General features: G+C 71.0%; 14 protein-coding genes and 4 tRNA genes. 10 read left to right on the top strand and 8 right to left on the bottom strand.

Annotated elements, in window-relative coordinates:
* The 3 genes from ACIQU6_RS24390 to ACIQU6_RS24380 all read left to right on the top strand — a co-directional run bounded on the left by ACIQU6_RS24390 (window position 1) and on the right by ACIQU6_RS24380 (window position 273).
* Window positions 1-73: transfer RNA gene (locus ACIQU6_RS24390), tRNA-Glu, on the top strand.
* Between the two features lie 47 nt (window positions 74-120).
* Window positions 121-195, top strand: a tRNA-Asp gene (locus ACIQU6_RS24385).
* 4 nt (window positions 196-199) lie between these two features.
* Window positions 200-273 (top strand) — tRNA-Phe (locus ACIQU6_RS24380).
* Window positions 274-525: 252 nt separating this feature from the next.
* On the opposite strand, the gene ACIQU6_RS24375 is transcribed toward ACIQU6_RS24380, so the two are convergent.
* Window positions 526-1,629: an ABC transporter permease gene (locus ACIQU6_RS24375; RefSeq protein ID WP_403483790.1), complete on the bottom strand. Its 1,104-nt coding sequence runs from the start codon at window positions 1,627-1,629 to the stop codon at window positions 526-528.
* A 143-nt stretch (window positions 1,630-1,772) separates the two neighbouring features.
* Between ACIQU6_RS24375 and hrpA the strand changes: the two genes are divergently transcribed.
* From hrpA to ACIQU6_RS24360, 3 genes are all read left to right on the top strand, one after another.
* Window positions 1,773-5,810, top strand: a complete 4,038-nt coding sequence (hrpA, locus tag ACIQU6_RS24370) for an ATP-dependent RNA helicase HrpA (protein WP_403483789.1) — start codon at window positions 1,773-1,775, stop codon at window positions 5,808-5,810.
* Between the two features lie 107 nt (window positions 5,811-5,917).
* Window positions 5,918-5,992, top strand: a tRNA-Asp gene (locus tag ACIQU6_RS24365).
* A 220-nt stretch (window positions 5,993-6,212) separates the two neighbouring features.
* Complete coding sequence (locus ACIQU6_RS24360) at window positions 6,213-6,449, top strand: DUF6274 family protein (protein ID WP_403483788.1); 237 nt, start codon at window positions 6,213-6,215, stop codon at window positions 6,447-6,449.
* Between the two features lie 513 nt (window positions 6,450-6,962).
* Here ACIQU6_RS24360 and bldC read toward each other — a convergent pair.
* Both bldC and ACIQU6_RS24350 read right to left on the bottom strand, forming a co-directional pair.
* The gene (gene bldC, locus ACIQU6_RS24355; RefSeq protein WP_003980577.1) at window positions 6,963-7,169 is read right to left on the bottom strand and encodes a developmental transcriptional regulator BldC; all 207 of its coding nucleotides are present in this window, start codon (window positions 7,167-7,169) and stop codon (window positions 6,963-6,965) included.
* A 502-nt stretch (window positions 7,170-7,671) separates the two neighbouring features.
* Window positions 7,672-8,508 carry a hypothetical protein gene (locus ACIQU6_RS24350; protein WP_403483787.1) on the bottom strand — a complete coding sequence of 279 codons (837 nt, stop codon included), beginning with the start codon at window positions 8,506-8,508 and terminating at the stop codon, window positions 7,672-7,674.
* Window positions 8,509-8,699: 191 nt separating this feature from the next.
* Here ACIQU6_RS24350 and ACIQU6_RS24345 point away from each other — a divergent pair, with 191 nt between their 5' ends.
* Together ACIQU6_RS24345 and ACIQU6_RS24340 are read left to right on the top strand one after the other, a co-directional pair.
* Complete coding sequence (locus tag ACIQU6_RS24345) at window positions 8,700-9,860, top strand: Leu/Phe/Val dehydrogenase (RefSeq protein WP_403483822.1); 1,161 nt, start codon at window positions 8,700-8,702, stop codon at window positions 9,858-9,860.
* A gap of 310 nt (window positions 9,861-10,170) precedes the next feature.
* On the top strand, window positions 10,171-10,413 hold the full coding sequence (locus ACIQU6_RS24340) for a DUF3073 domain-containing protein (protein WP_403483786.1): 243 nt from the start codon (window positions 10,171-10,173) through the stop codon (window positions 10,411-10,413).
* 162 nt (window positions 10,414-10,575) lie between these two features.
* Here the strand turns inward: ACIQU6_RS24340 and purM are convergent, their stop codons facing one another.
* Window positions 10,576-11,646, bottom strand: a complete 1,071-nt coding sequence (gene purM, locus ACIQU6_RS24335; protein WP_403483785.1) for a phosphoribosylformylglycinamidine cyclo-ligase — start codon at window positions 11,644-11,646, stop codon at window positions 10,576-10,578.
* Between the two features lie 33 nt (window positions 11,647-11,679).
* A complete protein-coding gene (gene purF / locus ACIQU6_RS24330; RefSeq protein ID WP_403483784.1) occupies window positions 11,680-13,239 on the bottom strand; it encodes an amidophosphoribosyltransferase in 1,560 nt (519 codons plus the stop codon).
* A gap of 127 nt (window positions 13,240-13,366) precedes the next feature.
* On the opposite strand from purF, the gene ACIQU6_RS24325 reads away from it, so the two are divergent.
* Both ACIQU6_RS24325 and ACIQU6_RS24320 read left to right on the top strand, forming a co-directional pair.
* Window positions 13,367-13,492, top strand: coding sequence for a putative leader peptide (locus ACIQU6_RS24325; RefSeq protein WP_403483783.1), 126 nt, complete (start codon window positions 13,367-13,369; stop codon window positions 13,490-13,492).
* Between the two features lie 240 nt (window positions 13,493-13,732).
* Window positions 13,733-15,211: a sulfatase gene (locus ACIQU6_RS24320; protein ID WP_403483782.1), complete on the top strand. Its 1,479-nt coding sequence runs from the start codon at window positions 13,733-13,735 to the stop codon at window positions 15,209-15,211.
* Window positions 15,212-15,240: 29 nt separating this feature from the next.
* Here the strand turns inward: ACIQU6_RS24320 and ACIQU6_RS24315 are convergent, their stop codons facing one another.
* The 3 genes from ACIQU6_RS24315 to ACIQU6_RS24305 all read right to left on the bottom strand — a co-directional run bounded on the left by ACIQU6_RS24315 (window position 15,241) and on the right by ACIQU6_RS24305 (window position 16,938).
* Window positions 15,241-16,038, bottom strand: coding sequence for a sterol carrier family protein (locus tag ACIQU6_RS24315; protein ID WP_403483781.1), 798 nt, complete (start codon window positions 16,036-16,038; stop codon window positions 15,241-15,243).
* Between the two features lie 127 nt (window positions 16,039-16,165).
* Window positions 16,166-16,375 carry a hypothetical protein gene (locus ACIQU6_RS24310; protein ID WP_403483780.1) on the bottom strand — a complete coding sequence of 70 codons (210 nt, stop codon included), beginning with the start codon at window positions 16,373-16,375 and terminating at the stop codon, window positions 16,166-16,168.
* A gap of 11 nt (window positions 16,376-16,386) precedes the next feature.
* Window positions 16,387-16,938: an ArsR family transcriptional regulator gene (locus ACIQU6_RS24305; RefSeq protein ID WP_403483779.1), complete on the bottom strand. Its 552-nt coding sequence runs from the start codon at window positions 16,936-16,938 to the stop codon at window positions 16,387-16,389.
* Window positions 16,939-17,001 lie beyond the last annotated feature (63 nt).

Raw genomic sequence — 17,001 nt, 5'->3', positions numbered from 1 at the left:
GCCCTCATCGTCTAGTGGCCCAGGACGCCGCCCTTTCAAGGCGGTAGCACGGGTTCGAATCCCGTTGGGGGCACGCACCAACCGTGTGCGAGACTGGTTCACGCCACTCGCACAATGCAAGGTCCTGTGGAGCAGTTTGGAGTGCTCGCCACCCTGTCAAGGTGGAGGCCGCGGGTTCAAATCCCGTCAGGACCGCTGCGGCTGGGTAGCTCAGTTGGTACGAGCGTCCGCCTGAAAAGCGGAAGGTCGCCGGTTCGACCCCGGCCCCAGCCACACCCATTGGGAGAAGGTCCCGGTTCGATTCTCGAACCGGGACCTTCTTCGTTGTTCCGCAACCCCTGTTCCCTGTGGGGAACTTGGGGAGGAACGAGTTGGTGGGTCTTCTTGCCGGCTTGCCGCAACGCCGAAGGGGGCCGTCCCCGGGAGTTCTTCCGGGGACGGCCCCCTTCGGCGTTGCTGCTCGTCGACGGCGTGCCCGGCACGTTCCGTCGATGCGTTCCGTCGGGTTCGGAAGCGCGGGGTGGTTCAGGCGCCGGCGGCGTGCGCCGGTGCGGGGGCCGGTTCGCGGCCGCCCGGGTGGCGGTGCCGCCAGGTCCAGAAGACCGTGCAGGAGACCAACGACCAGCCGGCCAGCACCAGGAAGGGGAAGGCGTGCTGGTGGCCGCGGAAGTAGACCGCGGCGTGCTGGGCGTTGACCGAGGCGCCCGGCGGCAGCCAACGGCCGATGAGGCCGAGGACGGACGGGAGCAGCGGCCAGGAGACCGCACCGCCGGACGAGGGGTTGCCGAGCAGGACCATCAGGCCCCAGGTGGGGATCATCGCCCAGCGGCCCATCAGGGTGTTGAACATCGTGAAGACCATCCCGGACGTGAACATCGTCAGCGCGAGGATCAGCCAGGACTCGACGAACGGCAGGCGGAGCGCGCCCAGCCACCAGTCGGCCACCGCGACGATGGCGAAGCCGCCGAGCAGGGCGTAGGCGACGGTGAAGGTGATCCGCTCGGCCGGGTTGAGGCCGCGGGCGTGCACGCTGAGCTGGATGGCGCCGACGAAGCCGATGATCACGGCCGCGAGGGAGACGTAGAAGAGGGCCAGGCCGCGCGGATCGCCCTTCTGGAGCGGCTTGACGTCCCGGACGGTGACGGGCACGCCGGTGGCCGGGCCGACCTTGGCGGCGGCCTCGGACAGGAGTTGGGCCACGGAGGCGCCCGAGGCGCCGGCCACGTCCAGCTCCACCCCGCGGCCGCTGGCGCGCAGCACCGCGTACTCGCGCTGCTCCTCGACGGCGTTCCGGGCCTCGGGGTAGGTGGCGTACTCGGTCAGCTGGAGTGAGGCGTTGAGGGCCTTCTCCAGTTCGACGACGAAGGCCCGCTGCTCCGGGGCGGCGGGGCCGGCGACCACGGCGGTGGGGATGTGCCGGGGCGTCGGGTTGGCCATGGCGTAGGTGTACGAGCCGGCGAAGAGGCCGGCCGCGGCGGCGAGGATGACCGTCAGGACGACCGCCGGGAGGAACGGGGAGTTCTTGAAGGCCGCCCAGTGCTCCGCCGCGGTCCGGGCCCGGCCGTGCGCACCGTGCGGGGCGTGCGCACCGTGCGGGGCGTTCTCGCCTTCATGTTCATGATCATCCATGGGAACCACGCTAAATCAATGATGTCGGACATACCGCCCGGGGGTCAGGTGCCGCCCGGCCGGCCCGTGGGGCGTCACCGGCCCGGGTGCCGCCGTGAAATGGTTCGCCAGTCTTTTCCGCGAGGTGAGATCCTGGGGGACGTATGTCCAGTCAGCCTGCCCCCGCCCCGTCCGAGAGCGCCGCGCCCGCGCTGCCCTCCCTGCTGAAGCGCCTTCCCGAGCTGATGCTGCGCGATCAGCAGCGGTTGGGGCGCCGACTCGACGGCGCGCGCCGGATCCGTAAGCCCGAGGCCCGGGCGGAGGTGCTCGCCGAGATCGCCGCCGGCATCGACGAGGCGGAGCTGCGGGTGGCGCAGCGCCGCGCCGCGATGCCGCGGGTGAGCTATCCCGAAGAACTCCCGGTCAGCCAGAAGAAGGACGAGATCCTGGCGGCCATCCGCGACCACCAGGTGGTGATCGTCGCGGGCGAGACCGGCTCCGGCAAGACCACCCAGATCCCCAAGATCTGCCTGGAACTGGGGCGCGGCGTCCGGGGGCTGATCGGGCACACCCAGCCGCGGCGGATCGCGGCCCGTACGGTCGCCGAGCGGGTGGCCGAGGAGCTGCGGACGCCGCTGGGCGAGGCGGTCGGCTGGAAGGTCCGGTTCACCGACCAGGTCGGCGACGACACCCTCGTCAAGCTGATGACGGACGGCATCCTGCTCGCCGAGATCCAGACGGACCGGGAGCTGCGCCAGTACGACACGCTCATCATCGACGAGGCGCACGAGCGCAGCCTCAACATCGACTTCATCCTGGGCTATCTCGCCCAGTTGCTGCCCAAGCGCCCGGACCTGAAGGTCGTCATCACCTCCGCGACGATCGACCCCGAGCGGTTCGCCCGGCACTTCGGCCGCTTCGCCACCGTGGACGCGACGGCGGACGACGAGAAGTCGACCGCCCCGATCGTCGAGGTCTCCGGGCGCACCTACCCGGTCGAGGTGCGCTACCGGCCGCTGTTGGAGGAGGGCGGCGCGGACCCCGACCGCGACCAGATCACCGCGATCTGCGACGCGGTGGACGAGCTCCGCGCCGAGGGCCCCGGCGACATCCTGGTCTTCCTCTCCGGCGAGCGGGAGATCCGCGACACCGCGGACGCGCTCAACAAGAAGAACCTCGTCGCCACCGAGGTGCTGCCGCTGTACGCGCGGCTGTCGCACGCCGAGCAGCACCGGGTCTTCCAGCGTCATACGGGTCGGCGGATCGTCCTGGCCACCAACGTGGCCGAGACCTCGCTGACCGTCCCCGGCATCAAGTACGTGATCGACCCGGGCATGGCGCGGATCTCCCGCTACAGCTTCCGCACGAAGGTGCAGCGGCTGCCCATCGAGCCGGTCTCGCAGGCCAGCGCCAACCAGCGCAAGGGCCGCTGCGGCCGCACCAGCGACGGCATCTGCGTCCGGCTGTACTCGGAGGAGGACTTCCTCTCCCGGCCGGAGTTCACCGACGCGGAGATCCTGCGGACCAACCTCGCCTCCGTCATCCTCCAGATGACCGCGGCCGGCCTCGGCGACATCGAGAAGTTCCCGTTCATCGACCCGCCGGACCGCCGCAACATCAAGGACGGCGTCGACCTGCTGCGCGAGCTGGGCGCGCTGGACACCGCCCAGAAGGACGCCCGCAAGCGGCTGACCCCGCTCGGCCGCAAGCTCTCCCAACTGCCGGTGGACCCGCGACTGGCCCGGATGGTGCTGGAGGCGGACCGCAACGGCTGCGTCCGCGAGGTCATGGTGATCGCGGCCGCGCTGTCCATCCAGGACCCGCGCGAGCGCCCGTCGGACAAGCAGCAGCAGGCCGACCAGCAGCACGCCCGCTTCAAGGACGAGACGTCGGACTTCCTGGCGTTCCTCAACCTCTGGAGTTACGTGCGCGAGCAGCAGAAGGCGCTGTCCTCGTCCGCGTTCCGCCGGATGTGCCGCGGGGAGTTCCTGAACTACCTGCGGATACGCGAGTGGCAGGACATCTACTCGCAGCTGCGGACGGTCGCCAAGAGCATGGGCGTCCACCTCAACGACACCGACGCGGCGCCCGAGCACATCCACACATCGTTGCTCTCCGGTTTGCTTTCGCACATCGGACTCAAGGACGCGGACGCCAAGAACGAGTACCTGGGCGCCCGCAGCGCCAAGTTCGCGGTCTTCCCCGGCTCCGCGCTCTTCAAGAAGCCGCCGCGCTGGGTGATGTCCGCCGAGCTGGTGGAGACCTCCCGGCTGTGGGCGCGGGTGAACGCCCGGATCGAGCCGGAGTGGATCGAGCCGCTCGCCGGACACCTGGTGAAGCGGAACTACAGCGAGCCGCACTGGGAACAGAAGATGGCCGCGGTGATGGCCTACGAGCGGGTCACCCTCTACGGCGTCCCGATCGTCGCCCAGCGCAAGGTCAACTACGGGCGGATCGACGCCGAGGTCTCGCGCGAGCTGTTCATCCGACACGCCCTGGTGGAGGGCGACTGGCGCACCCACCACCAGTTCTTCCATGACAACCGCAAACTCCTCGGCGAGGTCGAGGAGTTGGAGCACCGCGCCCGACGCCGCGACATCCTCGTCGACGACGAGACCCTCTTCGACTTCTACGACCAGCGGATCCCGGCGGACGTGGTCTCCGGGGCGCACTTCGACTCCTGGTGGAAGAAGCGGCGCCACGACGAGCCGGACCTGCTCAACTTCGAGCACTCGATGCTCATCAACGAGTCCGCCGAGGCCGTCACCAAGGACGACTACCCGGACTCGTGGCGGCAGGGGAAGCTGAAGTTCAAGGTCACCTACCAGTTCGAGCCGGGCGCGGACGCGGACGGCGTGACCGTCCACATCCCGCTCCAGGTGCTCAACCAGGTCTCCGCCGAGGGCTTCGACTGGCAGATCCCGGGCCTGCGCGAGCAGTTGGTGACCGAGCTGATCCGTTCGCTGCCCAAGCCGATCCGCCGCAACTACGTCCCGGCACCGAACTTCGCCGCCCGTTTCCTGGACTCCACCGTCCCGCTCCAGGGGGCCCTGCCGTCGGCGCTGGCCGCCGGGCTCCAGCGGATGGTGGGGGTCCCGGTGGACGCCGCCGACTTCGACCTCGACAAGGTCCCCGACCACCTGAAGATCACCTTCCGGGTGGTCGACGAGCGGCGCCGCAAGCTGGCCGAGGCCAAGGATCTGGAGGCGCTGCGGCTCCAGTTGAAGCCCAAGACCCGGGCCGCCATCTCCCGGGCCTTCGAGCAGGCCGAGAAGCGGCCCGGCAAGGACCGCAGGGGCGGCGGGGGCGAGGCCGCGCCGGCCGGCCCGGAGCAGCGCACCGGCCTGACGTCCTGGACGATCGGCACGCTCCCGCGCACCTTCGAGACCCGCCGCGCCGGCCAGCCGGTGAAGGCGTACCCGGCGCTGGTCGACGAGGGCAGCAGCGTCGCGGTGCGGCTGTTCGACACCGAGGCCGAGCAGCTGGCCGCCATGTGGGCCGGCACCCGCCGCCTCATCCTGCTCAACATCCCCACCAACCCCGCCAAGTTCGCCCAGGACAAGCTGAGCAACCAGCAGAAGCTGGCCCTCTCCCGCAATCCGCACGGCTCCATCGCGGCGCTCTTCGACGACTGCGTGACCGCCGCCGCGGACCGGCTGATCGCGGCCCGGGGCGGCCCGGCCTGGGACGAGGAGGCGTTCCGCAAGCTGTTCGACGCGGTCCGGACCGATCTGGTCGACGCGACGCTGAAGACCATCCAGCAGGTCCAGGAGGTGCTGGCCGCCTGGCAGGCGTGCGAGCGCCGGCTGAAGGCGACCGCGTTCCCCTCGCTGCTGCCGTCGCTGACCGACGTCAAGGAGCAGTTGGCGGCGCTGATCAAACCGGGCTTCGTGACCGCGCACGGCGCCAAGCGGCTGCCGGACCTGATGCGCTACCTGGTCGCCGCCGACCGCCGGCTGACCCAACTGCCCACCAACGCCGAACGGGACCGCAGCCGGATGGCGAAGGTGAAGGAGATGCAGGACGAATACGCCTGGCTCCTGGAGCAGTTCCCCCAGGGGCGCCCGGTGCCGGCCGCGGCCCGGGAGATCCGCTGGATGATCGAGGAGCTCCGGGTGAGCTACTTCGCGCACGCCCTGGGGACCGCGTACCCGGTCTCCGACAAGCGGATCATGAAGGCGGTGGACGCCGCGGTTCCGTAGCCCGGACCGCACCGCGGGACGACGGCCGGGACCGAGTTCGACCGCACCCCCTGACCTGCTGTACAGTCTTGCTTCGCAGCCCGCCGCAAGCGGAAAGCGAAAAGCAAGGTCCTGTGGAGCAGTTTGGAGTGCTCGCCACCCTGTCAAGGTGGAGGCCGCGGGTTCAAATCCCGTCAGGACCGCATGTCACGGCCCGCACCGTTCACCGGTGCGGGCCGTTGTGGTGTTCGGCCCGTACCGGGTGCTCCCCGGTGCGGGCCGTCGCGTTCCCGGTGGCCGGGCCGCGGGCGCGGTGCCCCGAAGACCCCGGTCGACGCGGACCGGACCCTTCGGCCGTCTTGACGACAGCACCTGCCGCGGGTACTCACTGAGGCAGGGCGTGGGGCCGGGAGGTGGCGTGTGATGACGACCGCGGTACGGCACGAGACCAGGGCGCTGTTGCGGGCCCATCTGTCGGCGGCGCTGCGCTACGGCTACCGCCACCGGACCCGGCAGTGCCCCGTGTGCCATCAACTGCTGCGGCTCGCCATGGAGCCGCACGGCGCCCGTTCCGGGCCTCCGGCGCCCTCGACCGCCCCGGAGCCCTCCCCGGCCGCCTGTGAGCCGTCGACGGAGGACGAAAGTCCCGCCGCCCGGTGACCAAGGGCGGCTGCGCCACCGGTCGTGCGGTGGAAGGCTGTTGAGAAGGGAACGGTGGAAAGGCGCTATACCTCAGCGCCGTTCACCCTTCAAGAACTCCGGGATGTGACGGGAGTCACCGAACAAGTTTCGCGGGATGGGGAACTTACTACCCGTCTACAACGGGTCAATTTAATATGTGCAATTGCACTACCTCTTGAGCGCCCCGAAACAAGACCGCCAGGTCTGGTCTGATGGACCCCATCAGGACCCTTGGAGGGGGCGTCACGCGCCTTTGGGCGTCGGCCGGCGCCGGGGCGACCCAAGCGCCGCGAGCGGCCGGCGAACGGCCGCACACAAAAAGAGATCGCGCCGGACCCGGCGGAGTCCAGCGCGATCGATGACGTACCCAAGTGAAGTGGGTGTGGGCCTGTTGGGGCAGGCACCGCGTCGTATGGAGCTGTGGTGGAGCAGGTGGTACGAAAGGGCGCTTCCGGGTTGGGGGGCCCGAAAACAGCCTGGTTATGCGGTTATTCAGGACTCGCTGCGCTGCTGCGGGATACCCGCGAGCAGTGCGCGGACCTCAGCCTCGCGGTAACGCCGGTGCCCTCCGAGCGTGCGGATGGACGTGAGCTTGCCTGCCTTGGCCCAGCGGGTCACCGTCTTCGGGTCCACGCGGAACATCGTGGCGACCTCGGCGGGGGTAAGCAGCGGCTCGGCGTCAGGGGTGCGAGCGGTCATGAGCGGCCTCCTCGGGAGAACCGAACCATCACGGTTCTTTCCTCTAAATTCTGCACCTTGACCCACGTTGCCCGAAATGGCGGACGCGGGCCGAGTCGGTTATAGGACGAACGGCTTGTCCTCGGCACTACAACTACACCATCTGTCCAGCCACGTCGGCCAAACCGATGGAATTGCCCTCTCAGGTGTTCAACCTTGGCGGATGCCGATGGACCGTGCCATAGCGGACAGTCACACCCCCGTGACGATCAGTCACAACATGACCAGCCGCCATGAGACCCCTCAAGGAGCGCAATACCGATCTATCCGCCCTTAGTTGGACGGAAGGAGCCCAAGTCAGGCTCCTTGTCCTATTTTGACACGAGGGTGCACCTTGGGAGCAAGACCCGAAGTCAGTGCTTTAGGTCACGCTTGGGGCAATAGCCCGGATCAGGACCTACGTCCCGTACGTCCCGTCAGCTGCGGCGCCGCACCCGGCAACTGGGCGCCGGCCCACCGGCGTTCAGCTGGAGAACTGACGTTCGCGCACCGCACGCCACCGCTGCGAGAGCCTCTCGTACGCGGCACCGGCCCGCTCGCCGTCCCCCTCGCGCAGCGCCGCCAGTCCCTCCGCCACCTCCGCGACGGAACGGTCCTCGGCGAGCCGCCCCTCGGGCACCGCGTGCACCAGCCCTCCGTAGTCCAGCTCCACGAGCGAGCGCGGGTGGAACTCCTCAAGCCAGCGCCCCACATCTACCAGGCCGTCGATCAACGGTCCCTCTTCCAGGGCATCCCGAAGCGTACGCAGTCCGCGCGCGACCCGTCGGCGCGCCTGCACCATCGGCGTCCGGTAGCGCAGCGCGGGGACCGGCTCACCCTTCGCGTACTCCCGCTCGTCGTCGTCGAAGAGGACGAACCAGCGCACCGGGATGTGCCAGGTGGACGCCCGGATCCAGGGCCGGGCGTCCGGATTGCGCTCGCGCCACCGCTCGTAGTCGGTGGTCGCCTGCCGGCGCACCACCGGGGGCAGCGCGGCGTCCAGTACGGACGCCGGCAGCAGCTCCTCCAGGGAGGCCAGCGCCTGCCAGCCGCGCAGCCGGGTCCGCCAGGGGCAGACGCAGGTGACGTCGTCCACGACGGCGACGAACGCGTCCCCGCTCTCGTGGACCGGGACCGGCACCGGCGGGGTCGGCAACAGATCGGCCAGCGCCCGGCGCTGCTCGTCCACGGCCGTGGGGGTGGCGTCGCGCTTGGCGTAACGCGCCCAGTAGGAGCGCTCCGGCTCGGGGAACGCTGCCAGCGGTTCGTAGACCCGTAGATACGCCACATACGGGACCCGTACCGACGACGCCAAGGCCACGCCCGCTCCTCCAAAGGAAAGCCCGCCGGCCGGAGTTGCCGGCCTCCGCCCGGTCCGGATACGGCAGATCGTCCCACGCCCGTCCCCCGGGAGAGGGTGATCCTCCGTACCTGGCCGATCAACCCGCCCTCCAGGTCTTACGCTCGTCCCAACCGGCCCTCCCCACCCATAGGAGGGCGTCCTTCGTGACTATGGGAGTCACCACAGTGACCGACGTACGTCCTGCCGCCTCCCCCGAGTTCTCCGCCCCGTTCGAGCCGGGGACGCCTCCCCCCGCTGCCCCCGGTGGCGCGTTGCAGACCCTGTTCCGCACGGAGCAGGGCGGCCACGAGCAAGTCGTCCTCTGCCAGGACCGCGCCAGCGGCCTGAAGGCCGTGATCGCCGTCCACAACACCGCCCTGGGCCCCGCCCTCGGCGGCACCCGTTTCCACGCCTACGCCTCCGAAGAGGAGGCCCTGCTGGACGCGCTGAACCTCTCGCGCGGCATGTCGTACAAGAACGCCCTGGCCGGGCTCGACCACGGCGGCGGCAAGGCGGTGATCATCGGCGACCCCGAACTGGTCAAGACCGACGAACTGCTGCTCGCCTACGGCCGGTTCGTGGCGTCCCTCGGGGGCCGCTACGTGACCGCCTGCGATGTCGGCACCTACGTCGCCGACATGGACGTGGTCGCCCGGGCCAACAAGTGGACCACCGGCCGCTCGCCGGAGAACGGCGGCGCCGGCGACTCCTCGGTGCTGACCGCCTACGGCGTCTTCCAGGGCATGCGGGCCTCGGCGCAGCACCTGTGGGGCGACCCCACGCTGCGCGACCGGAAGGTCGGCATCGCCGGCGTCGGCAAGGTGGGACACCACCTCGTCGAGCACCTGCTCAAGGACGGCGCCGAGGTCGTGGTCACCGACGTCCGTGCCGGGGCGGTGGACCGGATCCTCGACCGCCACCCCCGGGTGACCGCCGTCGCCGACACCGCCGCGCTGATCCGCACCGAGGGCCTCGACATCTACGCCCCCTGCGCGCTCGGCGGTGCGCTCAGCGACGAGACGGTGCCCGTGCTCACCGCGAAGGTGGTCTGCGGCGCCGCCAACAACCAACTCGCCCACCCCGGCGTGGAGAAGGACCTCTCGGACCGAGACATCCTCTACGCCCCCGACTACGTCGTGAACGCCGGCGGGGTCATCCAGGTCGCCGACGAGCTCCACGGCTTCGACTTCGACCGGTGCAAGGCGAAGGCCGCGAAGATCTTCGACACCACGCTGTCGATATTCGCTCGTGCGAAGGCGGACGGCATCCCGCCGGCCGCGGCGGCCGACCGGATCGCCGAGGCGCGGATGGCGGAGGGACGTCGCACCTGACCCGACCGGGCCCAAGTGGCCAGAAACACACCCTTGTGCGGCCCGTCGCGGGGGTCGGGGGAGACATCTCTCACCACCCGTCGGCGGGTCGCCGTACAGGACAGGTTAAAATCGCAGTTGACCAGCATGGACGGGGCGCCGTGCCGGTCGTACCGAGCGGTGGGTGATGCGGGCGACGTACCGTATGGCCGCGGAAGCAGGTACCGTTAAAGCCCTACAGGCCGGTCTCTCTGTCGAGAGCCCGCTCTGAATCATGAACGCGTGTCAAGACTCTGGGGCCAATGAGCCCCGTCACTGAGGGGGTCGACCCATGGGGCGCGGCCGGGCCAAGGCCAAGCAGACAAAGGTCGCCCGCCAGCTGAAGTACAGCAGCGGTGGGACGGATCTCTCACGACTGGCCGACGAGCTTGCATCGCAGTCGGACCAGCAGCCTCCGAACCGAGAGCCGTTCGAGGACGAGGACGACGACCCGTACGCGCGGTACGCAGAACGGTACAACACCGAGGACGACGAGGAAGAGGGCCACTCCTCGAACCAGCGTCGTCGCGCCTGATCGCGCTGCTGACCGCCGGTCCAGCAGCACCCAGGCGCCTTTACGCGTCGTGCGCTCACGGGACTCATAACACCATCACGGACCCGGTCCGGGGAATCCCCCAGGCCGGGTTCTGTGCTGCGCGCGGGACCACCGGACCGGCGGTCCCGCGTGCCTGCGGTGTCAGCTCGCGTAGTCACCGGTGAGGGTCACAGCCTCTGCGTGAGCGCCACGCTCGACGATCTCACCGCTGACCCAGGCGTCCACGCCGCGGTCGGCGAGGGTCGTCAGGGCGACGTCCGCGGACTCCTGGGGGACCACGGCGATCATGCCGACACCCATGTTCAGGGTCTTCTCCAGCTCCAGGCGCTCGACCGCGCCGGCGGTGCCGACGAGGTCGAAGACGGCGCCCGGCGCCCAGGCGGCGCGGTCCACCGTGGCGTGCAGGCCGTCCGGAATCACCCGGGCCAGGTTGTTGGCGAGGCCGCCGCCGGTGATGTGCGAGAAGGCGTGCACCTCGGTGGTGCGGGTCAGGGCCAGGCAGTCCAGCGAGTAGATCTTGGTGGGCTCCAGCAGCTCCTCGCCGAGGGTGCGGCCGAGCTCCGGAACCTCCTGGTCCAGGGAGAGGCCGGCCCGGTCGAAGAGGACGTGGCGGACCAGGGAGTACCCGTTCGAGTGAAGTCCGGAGGACGCCATGGAGATCACCACGTCGCCCTTACGGATGCGCTCGGCGCCCAGGACCCGGTCGGCCTCGACCACGCCCGTGCCGGCGCCGGCGACGTCGAACTCGTCCGCGCCCAGCAGGCCCGGGTGCTCGGCGGTCTCGCCGCCCACCAGCGCGCAGCCGGCCAGCACGCAGCCCTCGGCGATGCCCTTGACGATCGCGGCCACCCGCTCCGGGTGAACCTTGCCGACGCAGATGTAGTCCGTCATGAACAGCGGCTCGGCGCCACAGACGACCAGGTCGTCGACGACCATGGCGACCAGGTCGTGGCCGATGGTGTCGTAGACGCCCATCTTGCGGGCGACGTCGACCTTGGTGCCGACGCCGTCGGTGGCCGAGGCCAGCAGCGGACGCTCGTAGCGCTTGAGCGCGGAGGCGTCGAAGAGGCCGGCGAAGCCGCCCAGCCCGCCGACGACCTCGGGGCGGGTGGCCTTGGCGACCCACTTCTTCATGAGGTCCACGGCACGGTCGCCGGCCTCGATGTCGACGCCCGCGCTCGCGTAGCTGGCACCGGTTGATTCAGCGGACATGGCTGAGAACTTTCGTTTGGGTGGGTACGAGCTCTACGGGCGACGCAGCGCGTCGGCGCCGCCGACCCCGGCAGTGAGCGTGCGGACACCGTCCACGTCGGACGAGCCCGGGGCCTTGGTCTCGGACTCCAGGAGGTGCTTGCCCAGCAGCTCCGGGTCCGGCAGCTCCATCGGGTACTCGCCGTCGAAACAGGCGTGGCACAGCTTCGACTTGTCGATCGCGGTCGCCTCGATCATGCCGTCGATGGAGATGTACGCCAGCGAATCGGCGCCCAGCGACTTGCCGATCTCCTCGACGCTCAGCCCGTTGGCGATCAGCTCCGCGCGGGTGGCGAAGTCGATGCCGAAGAAGCACGGCCACTTGATCGGCGGGGACGAGATCCGGATGTGGACCTCGGCGGCGCCGGCCTCGCGCAGCATCCGGACCAGGGCCCGCTGGGTGTTGCCGCGGACGATCGAGTCGTCGACGACCACCAGGCGCTTGCCGCGGATGACTTCCTTGAGCGGGTTGAGCTTGAGGCGGATGCCGAGCTGACGGATGGTCTGCGAGGGCTGGATGAAGGTCCGGCCGACGTAGGAGTTCTTGACCAGGCCGGAGCCGTAGGGGATGCCGCTGGCCTCGGCGTACCCGACGGCGGCCGGGGTGCCGGACTCCGGGGTCGCTATCACCAGGTCCGCGTCGGCGGGCGCCTCGGCGGCCAGCTTGCGGCCCATCTCCACCCGGGAGAGGTAGACGTTCCGCCCGGCGATGTCGGTGTCGGGGCGGGCGAGGTAGACGTACTCGAAGACGCAGCCCTTGGGGCGGGCCTCGGCGAAGCGCGAGCTGCGCAGGCCGTTCTCGTCGACGGCGATCATCTCGCCGGGCTCGATCTCGCGGATGAAGCTGGCACCGACGATGTCCAGGGCGGCCGTTTCGGAGGCCACCACCCAGCCGCGTTCGAGGCGGCCGAGCACCAGCGGGCGGATGCCCTGCGGGTCGCGGGCGGCGTAGAGCGTGTGCTCGTCCATGAAGCAGAGCGAGAAGGCGCCCTTGACGTGCGGGAGGACGCGCGGTGCGGCCTCCTCGACGGTCAGCGGCTTGCCGTCGTCGTCGACCTGGCCGGCCAGCAGGGCGGTCACCAGGTCGGTGTCGTTGGTGGCCGCGACCTGGGTCGCCCGGCCACCGTCGCGGGGCAGCGCGGCGACCATCTCGGCCAGCTCGACGGTGTTGACCAGATTGCCGTTGTGGCCGAGCGCGATCGATCCGTGCGCGGTGGCGCGGAACGTCGGCTGGGCGTTCTCCCACACCGAGGCACCGGTGGTGGAGTAGCGGGCGTGGCCCACGGCGATGTGGCCCTGGAGGGAACTGAGGGAAGTCTCGTCGAAGACCTGGGACACCAGGCCCATGTCCTTGAAGACGAGGATCTGGGAGCCGTTGCTCACCGCGATGCCCGCGGACTCCTGTCCACGGTGCTGCAGCGCGTACAGCCCGAAGTAGGTGAGTTTGGCGACCTCTTCACCCGGAGCCCAGACACCGAAGACGCCACAGGCGTCTTGCGGGCCCTTCTCCCCGGGGAGCAGGTCGTGGTTGAGTCGTCCGTCACCACGTGGCACGCCCCAGAGTCTAGGGCAGGTCGCGCATTCATCCGAACCGGGGATGGTCGGCGGCCTGGAGGGATGCATGAACGGGACGTTGCGGATGGTTGACGTGCTCACGGCCACACGGCCAGGATTCCTGCCCATGCAGACCCCGCAGCCCTTGGCGCGCCTGGTGCGTCACCGGGTGCCCCGCCGCGCGCCGCGCCTCGTCCGGCGCCGCCACGTCGACCTCGGTCGGGTGGCCAGCGCCGGCTGTCGCCGCGGCTGACGACGGTGGTCGCGCGCCGCTGCTGAGACCGCGCCACCGCTTCTGAGCTGCACTTTCGCGTTCCTCGCCGCTGCCGAGGCAGGGTCTTTTCTGGCTGTTTGCGGCAGTTTTCCCGTGTTGTCCGTGCGCCACGACGGTGTGAGATGCGCGACGTCCCGCTGACCGCCCGCCTCCCCGCCGTCCCCGGGGGAGCGCGGCGCGTGCCCGTACGGCCCCGACGACTCCCAGGAGAGCCGACCGATGTCCTCCGTCGATCCCGCCCTTCCGTCCCCTGCCGACCGCTCCCCCGACCACCCGGCGCCGGGTCTCTCCCGACGCGCCTTCGGCGGGCTGGCCGGCGTCGGCGCCGCGACCGCCGTGGGCGGACTGGGCGCGCTCGCGGGCGCGCCCGCCGCCGCTGCCGCGCCACCGCAGAACGGCGAACGACCGTTCCGGGCCGCCCCCGGCCGGCGCTCACGGCGCCCCAACGTCCTGTTCGTCCTGGGCGACGACCTGGGGTGGGCGGACCTCTCCTGCTACGGGGCGGCCGGCATCCGCACGCCCCACCTGGACCGGCTGGCCCGACAGGGCGTCCGCTTCACCCAGGGGTACGCGGGGTCCGCGACCTGCTCGCCCACCCGCTTCTCGCTCTACACCGGTCGCTACCCGGGCCGTACGAAGGGCGGCCTGGCCGAGCCGATCGCGGACCGCGGCGTGGGGCTGGACCCCGGTCACCCCACGCTCGCCTCGCTGCTGCGGGACGCCGGCTACACCACCGCGCTGATCGGCAAGTGGCACTGCGGCTATCTGCCGGACTACAGCCCCACCAGGTCCGGTTGGGACACCTTCTTCGGCAACTTCGGCGGCGCGCTGGAGTATTACTCGAAGCTGGGGCTGGCCGGGGAGTACGACCTGTACGAGGGCGACGCCACCTACCGGGACCTGCGCTACTACACCCGGATCCTCACCGAGCGGGCGGTGGACCACGTCACCACGGCCGGGCGGGGCGGCCGGCCCTGGCTGCTGAACCTCAACTACACGACGCCGCACTGGCCGTGGATCGCGGAGGGCGACACCGAGGGGAGCGCCGAGATCGTCCGCCGGATCAGGGCGGGCGACCGGAAGGCGCTGTTCCACGAGGACGGCGGTTCGCTCGCGACGTATCGCGCGATGGTCGAGGACCTGGACCGCTCGATCGGTCGGGTGCTGGCCGCGCTCCGGCGCTCGGGCCAGGAGGAGGACACCCTCGTCTTCTTCGCCAGCGACAACGGCGGGGAGCGCTGGTCGTACAACTGGCCGCTGTCCGGGGAGAAGGCGTCGCTCCAGGAGGGCGGCATCCGGGTGCCGACGCTGGTGCGCTGGCCGGCCCGGATCGACGGCGGACAGGTCAGCCACGAGCCGGTGTGCACGCCCGACTGGACAGCCACCCTGCTGGAGCTCGGGGGCGCCCGCCCGGACCGCGCCCATCCCCTGGACGGGACGAGCCTGGCGGGCTATCTGCTGCGCGGGGAACGCCTCGCCGAGCGGGACCTGTTCTGGCGGGTGCGCGGCGAACGGGCGCTGCGCCGCGGCGACTGGAAGTACTACCGCGGCACGGGCGGCCGGGACCAGCTCTTCCACGTCACCGCCGACCCCCGGGAGCAGGCCGACCGGGCCGGGCACGAACGGGAGTTGCTGGCCCGGCTGCGGGCGTCCTGGGAGGCGGTGGACCGGACCCTGCTGCCGTATCCGCCGCAGTGAGCCGCGGCGCCGGGACCGGCCCGCCCAACTCAGCTCATCACGGGCAACAGGCCGCTGATATCGGCCCGTTCGCCGCTGGCGCTGACCTTCGCCGCGTCCAGCGCCGCGGCCCAGTCGGCGCGGCCGGTGGCCAGCCGTATCCAGGTCAGCGGGTCGGTCTCGACGACGTTGGGCGGGGTGCCGCGGGTGTGCCGGGGGCCCTCGACGCACTGCACGACGGCGAACGGCGGCACCCGGACCTCGACCGAGCCGCCGGGCGCCTTGGCGGCCAGCCCGTCGGCCAACAGCCGGGTGGTGGCCGCCAGCGCCTGCCGGTCGAAGGGGATCTCCGTGCCGAGGGCGTCGGCCAGATCGTCGGTGTGGACGACGAGTTCGACGCAGCGGGTGACCAGAAAGTCGCCGAGCAGCATCGCGCCGGGGCGGCACGGGACGACCCGGTCGTCCGGCTCGCCGGGCACCACCTGGGCGAACTCCTCGGCGGTGCGCTCCAGCAGCTCCACCGGGTCGTGCCCGGCCGCGAGTTCGCGGACGTGCTCGTCGACGCCGGTGGCGTACTGCGCGGTCGCGGACGGCCAGGCCAGGACGGTCACCTCCGGCTCGGGCGGGGCCGGCAGCCGCAGGGCGCGCACCACGGCGCCGACCGCCACGGACACATGGGCGGCCAGCTCCCGCACCGTCCAGTCGCCGAGCCGGGTGGGCGCCGCGAGCTGCTCGGGCGTGAGCGCGCCCACCACCCGCCGGACCTCGGCGTATTGGGCGGTGACGGCGGCGCGGGTCCTGGCCGGGTCGTACCGGCGGGGGCGCGGGGTGCGGGCGGCGGGAGACATGCGGCCAGCCTAGGCGGCACCACCGACAACGGACCGGTTCGCCCGGCCGCCGTCGCGGTGCCGCCCGCCGCCTCAAAGGGGTTTCCTCCCCCGCCCGTTGGAGGGCCGTCAAGGAGGCCGGAGGCGGTCAGCCGCTGCTGAGGCGGCGGCCCTGCCACGCGACGGCGCCGACGGTCAGCGACAGGCCCCAGGTCGCGCCGGCGAAGCGGGAGAGCGCGTCCACGTAGATCGTGTCGTCGGCCAGGTAGAGCTGCACCGCGTAGGCGAGCACCGCGGCGCCCAGCACGGCGAACGCCGCGGCGGCGGACCAGAGCAAACGGCTGTCGTTCTCGGACAAGTGGGCCTCCCCTAGGTGGGCCGGGCGTCGGAGCGCCCGGCGGCAATGAGCATCACCAGCAGCGGGACGACCCGCTCGACCGGTACCTCGTACCGGCCGCGGGTGGTCGTGCGCAGCCAGCCGGCAGCGGTCAACTGCCGTAGGTGGTGGTAGATCTGGCCGGTCGTGCCGGTGCCGTCGAGCTCGGTGAGCTCGGCGGCGGTGCAGCGGCCGCGGAGCACCTCGCGCAGCAGCCGCAGGCGCACCGGCTGGCCGAGCGCCGCGAACGCCTCGGCGGACGCGGCCCAGTCGCCGTCCATGACGGTGTCGGTGGGCAGCCCGTACTGCCACTCGTAGCGCAGCCCGGCCGGGGTCCGCACGGCGCCGGTGAACATCACGCCCCCGTTGACGGCGCCCAGGCCGGCGAGTTGCTCCTTGAAGCCGTTCAGGGCCCACAGCGCGTCGCCCGGATCCCGCTTGGGCGTGGCCGGTGGCGCGGCGGGCTCGGCGTCGGTCGCCCCGACCGCCTCCTCCAGCGCGGCCAGGCGGCGCTCCAACTCGGCCACCCGCTGTTCCAGATCCACTCCCTCAGATTACGTAGTTACGTAATTACGGGCAAGCCTGAAAGCGCGGCGCCCGGTGACCTG

It is taken from the genome of Streptomyces sp. NPDC090442, assembly GCF_044769405.1.
GTDB lineage: Bacteria > Actinomycetota > Actinomycetes > Streptomycetales > Streptomycetaceae > Streptomyces.
This window is presented reverse-complemented; position numbering and strand designations above follow the sequence as displayed.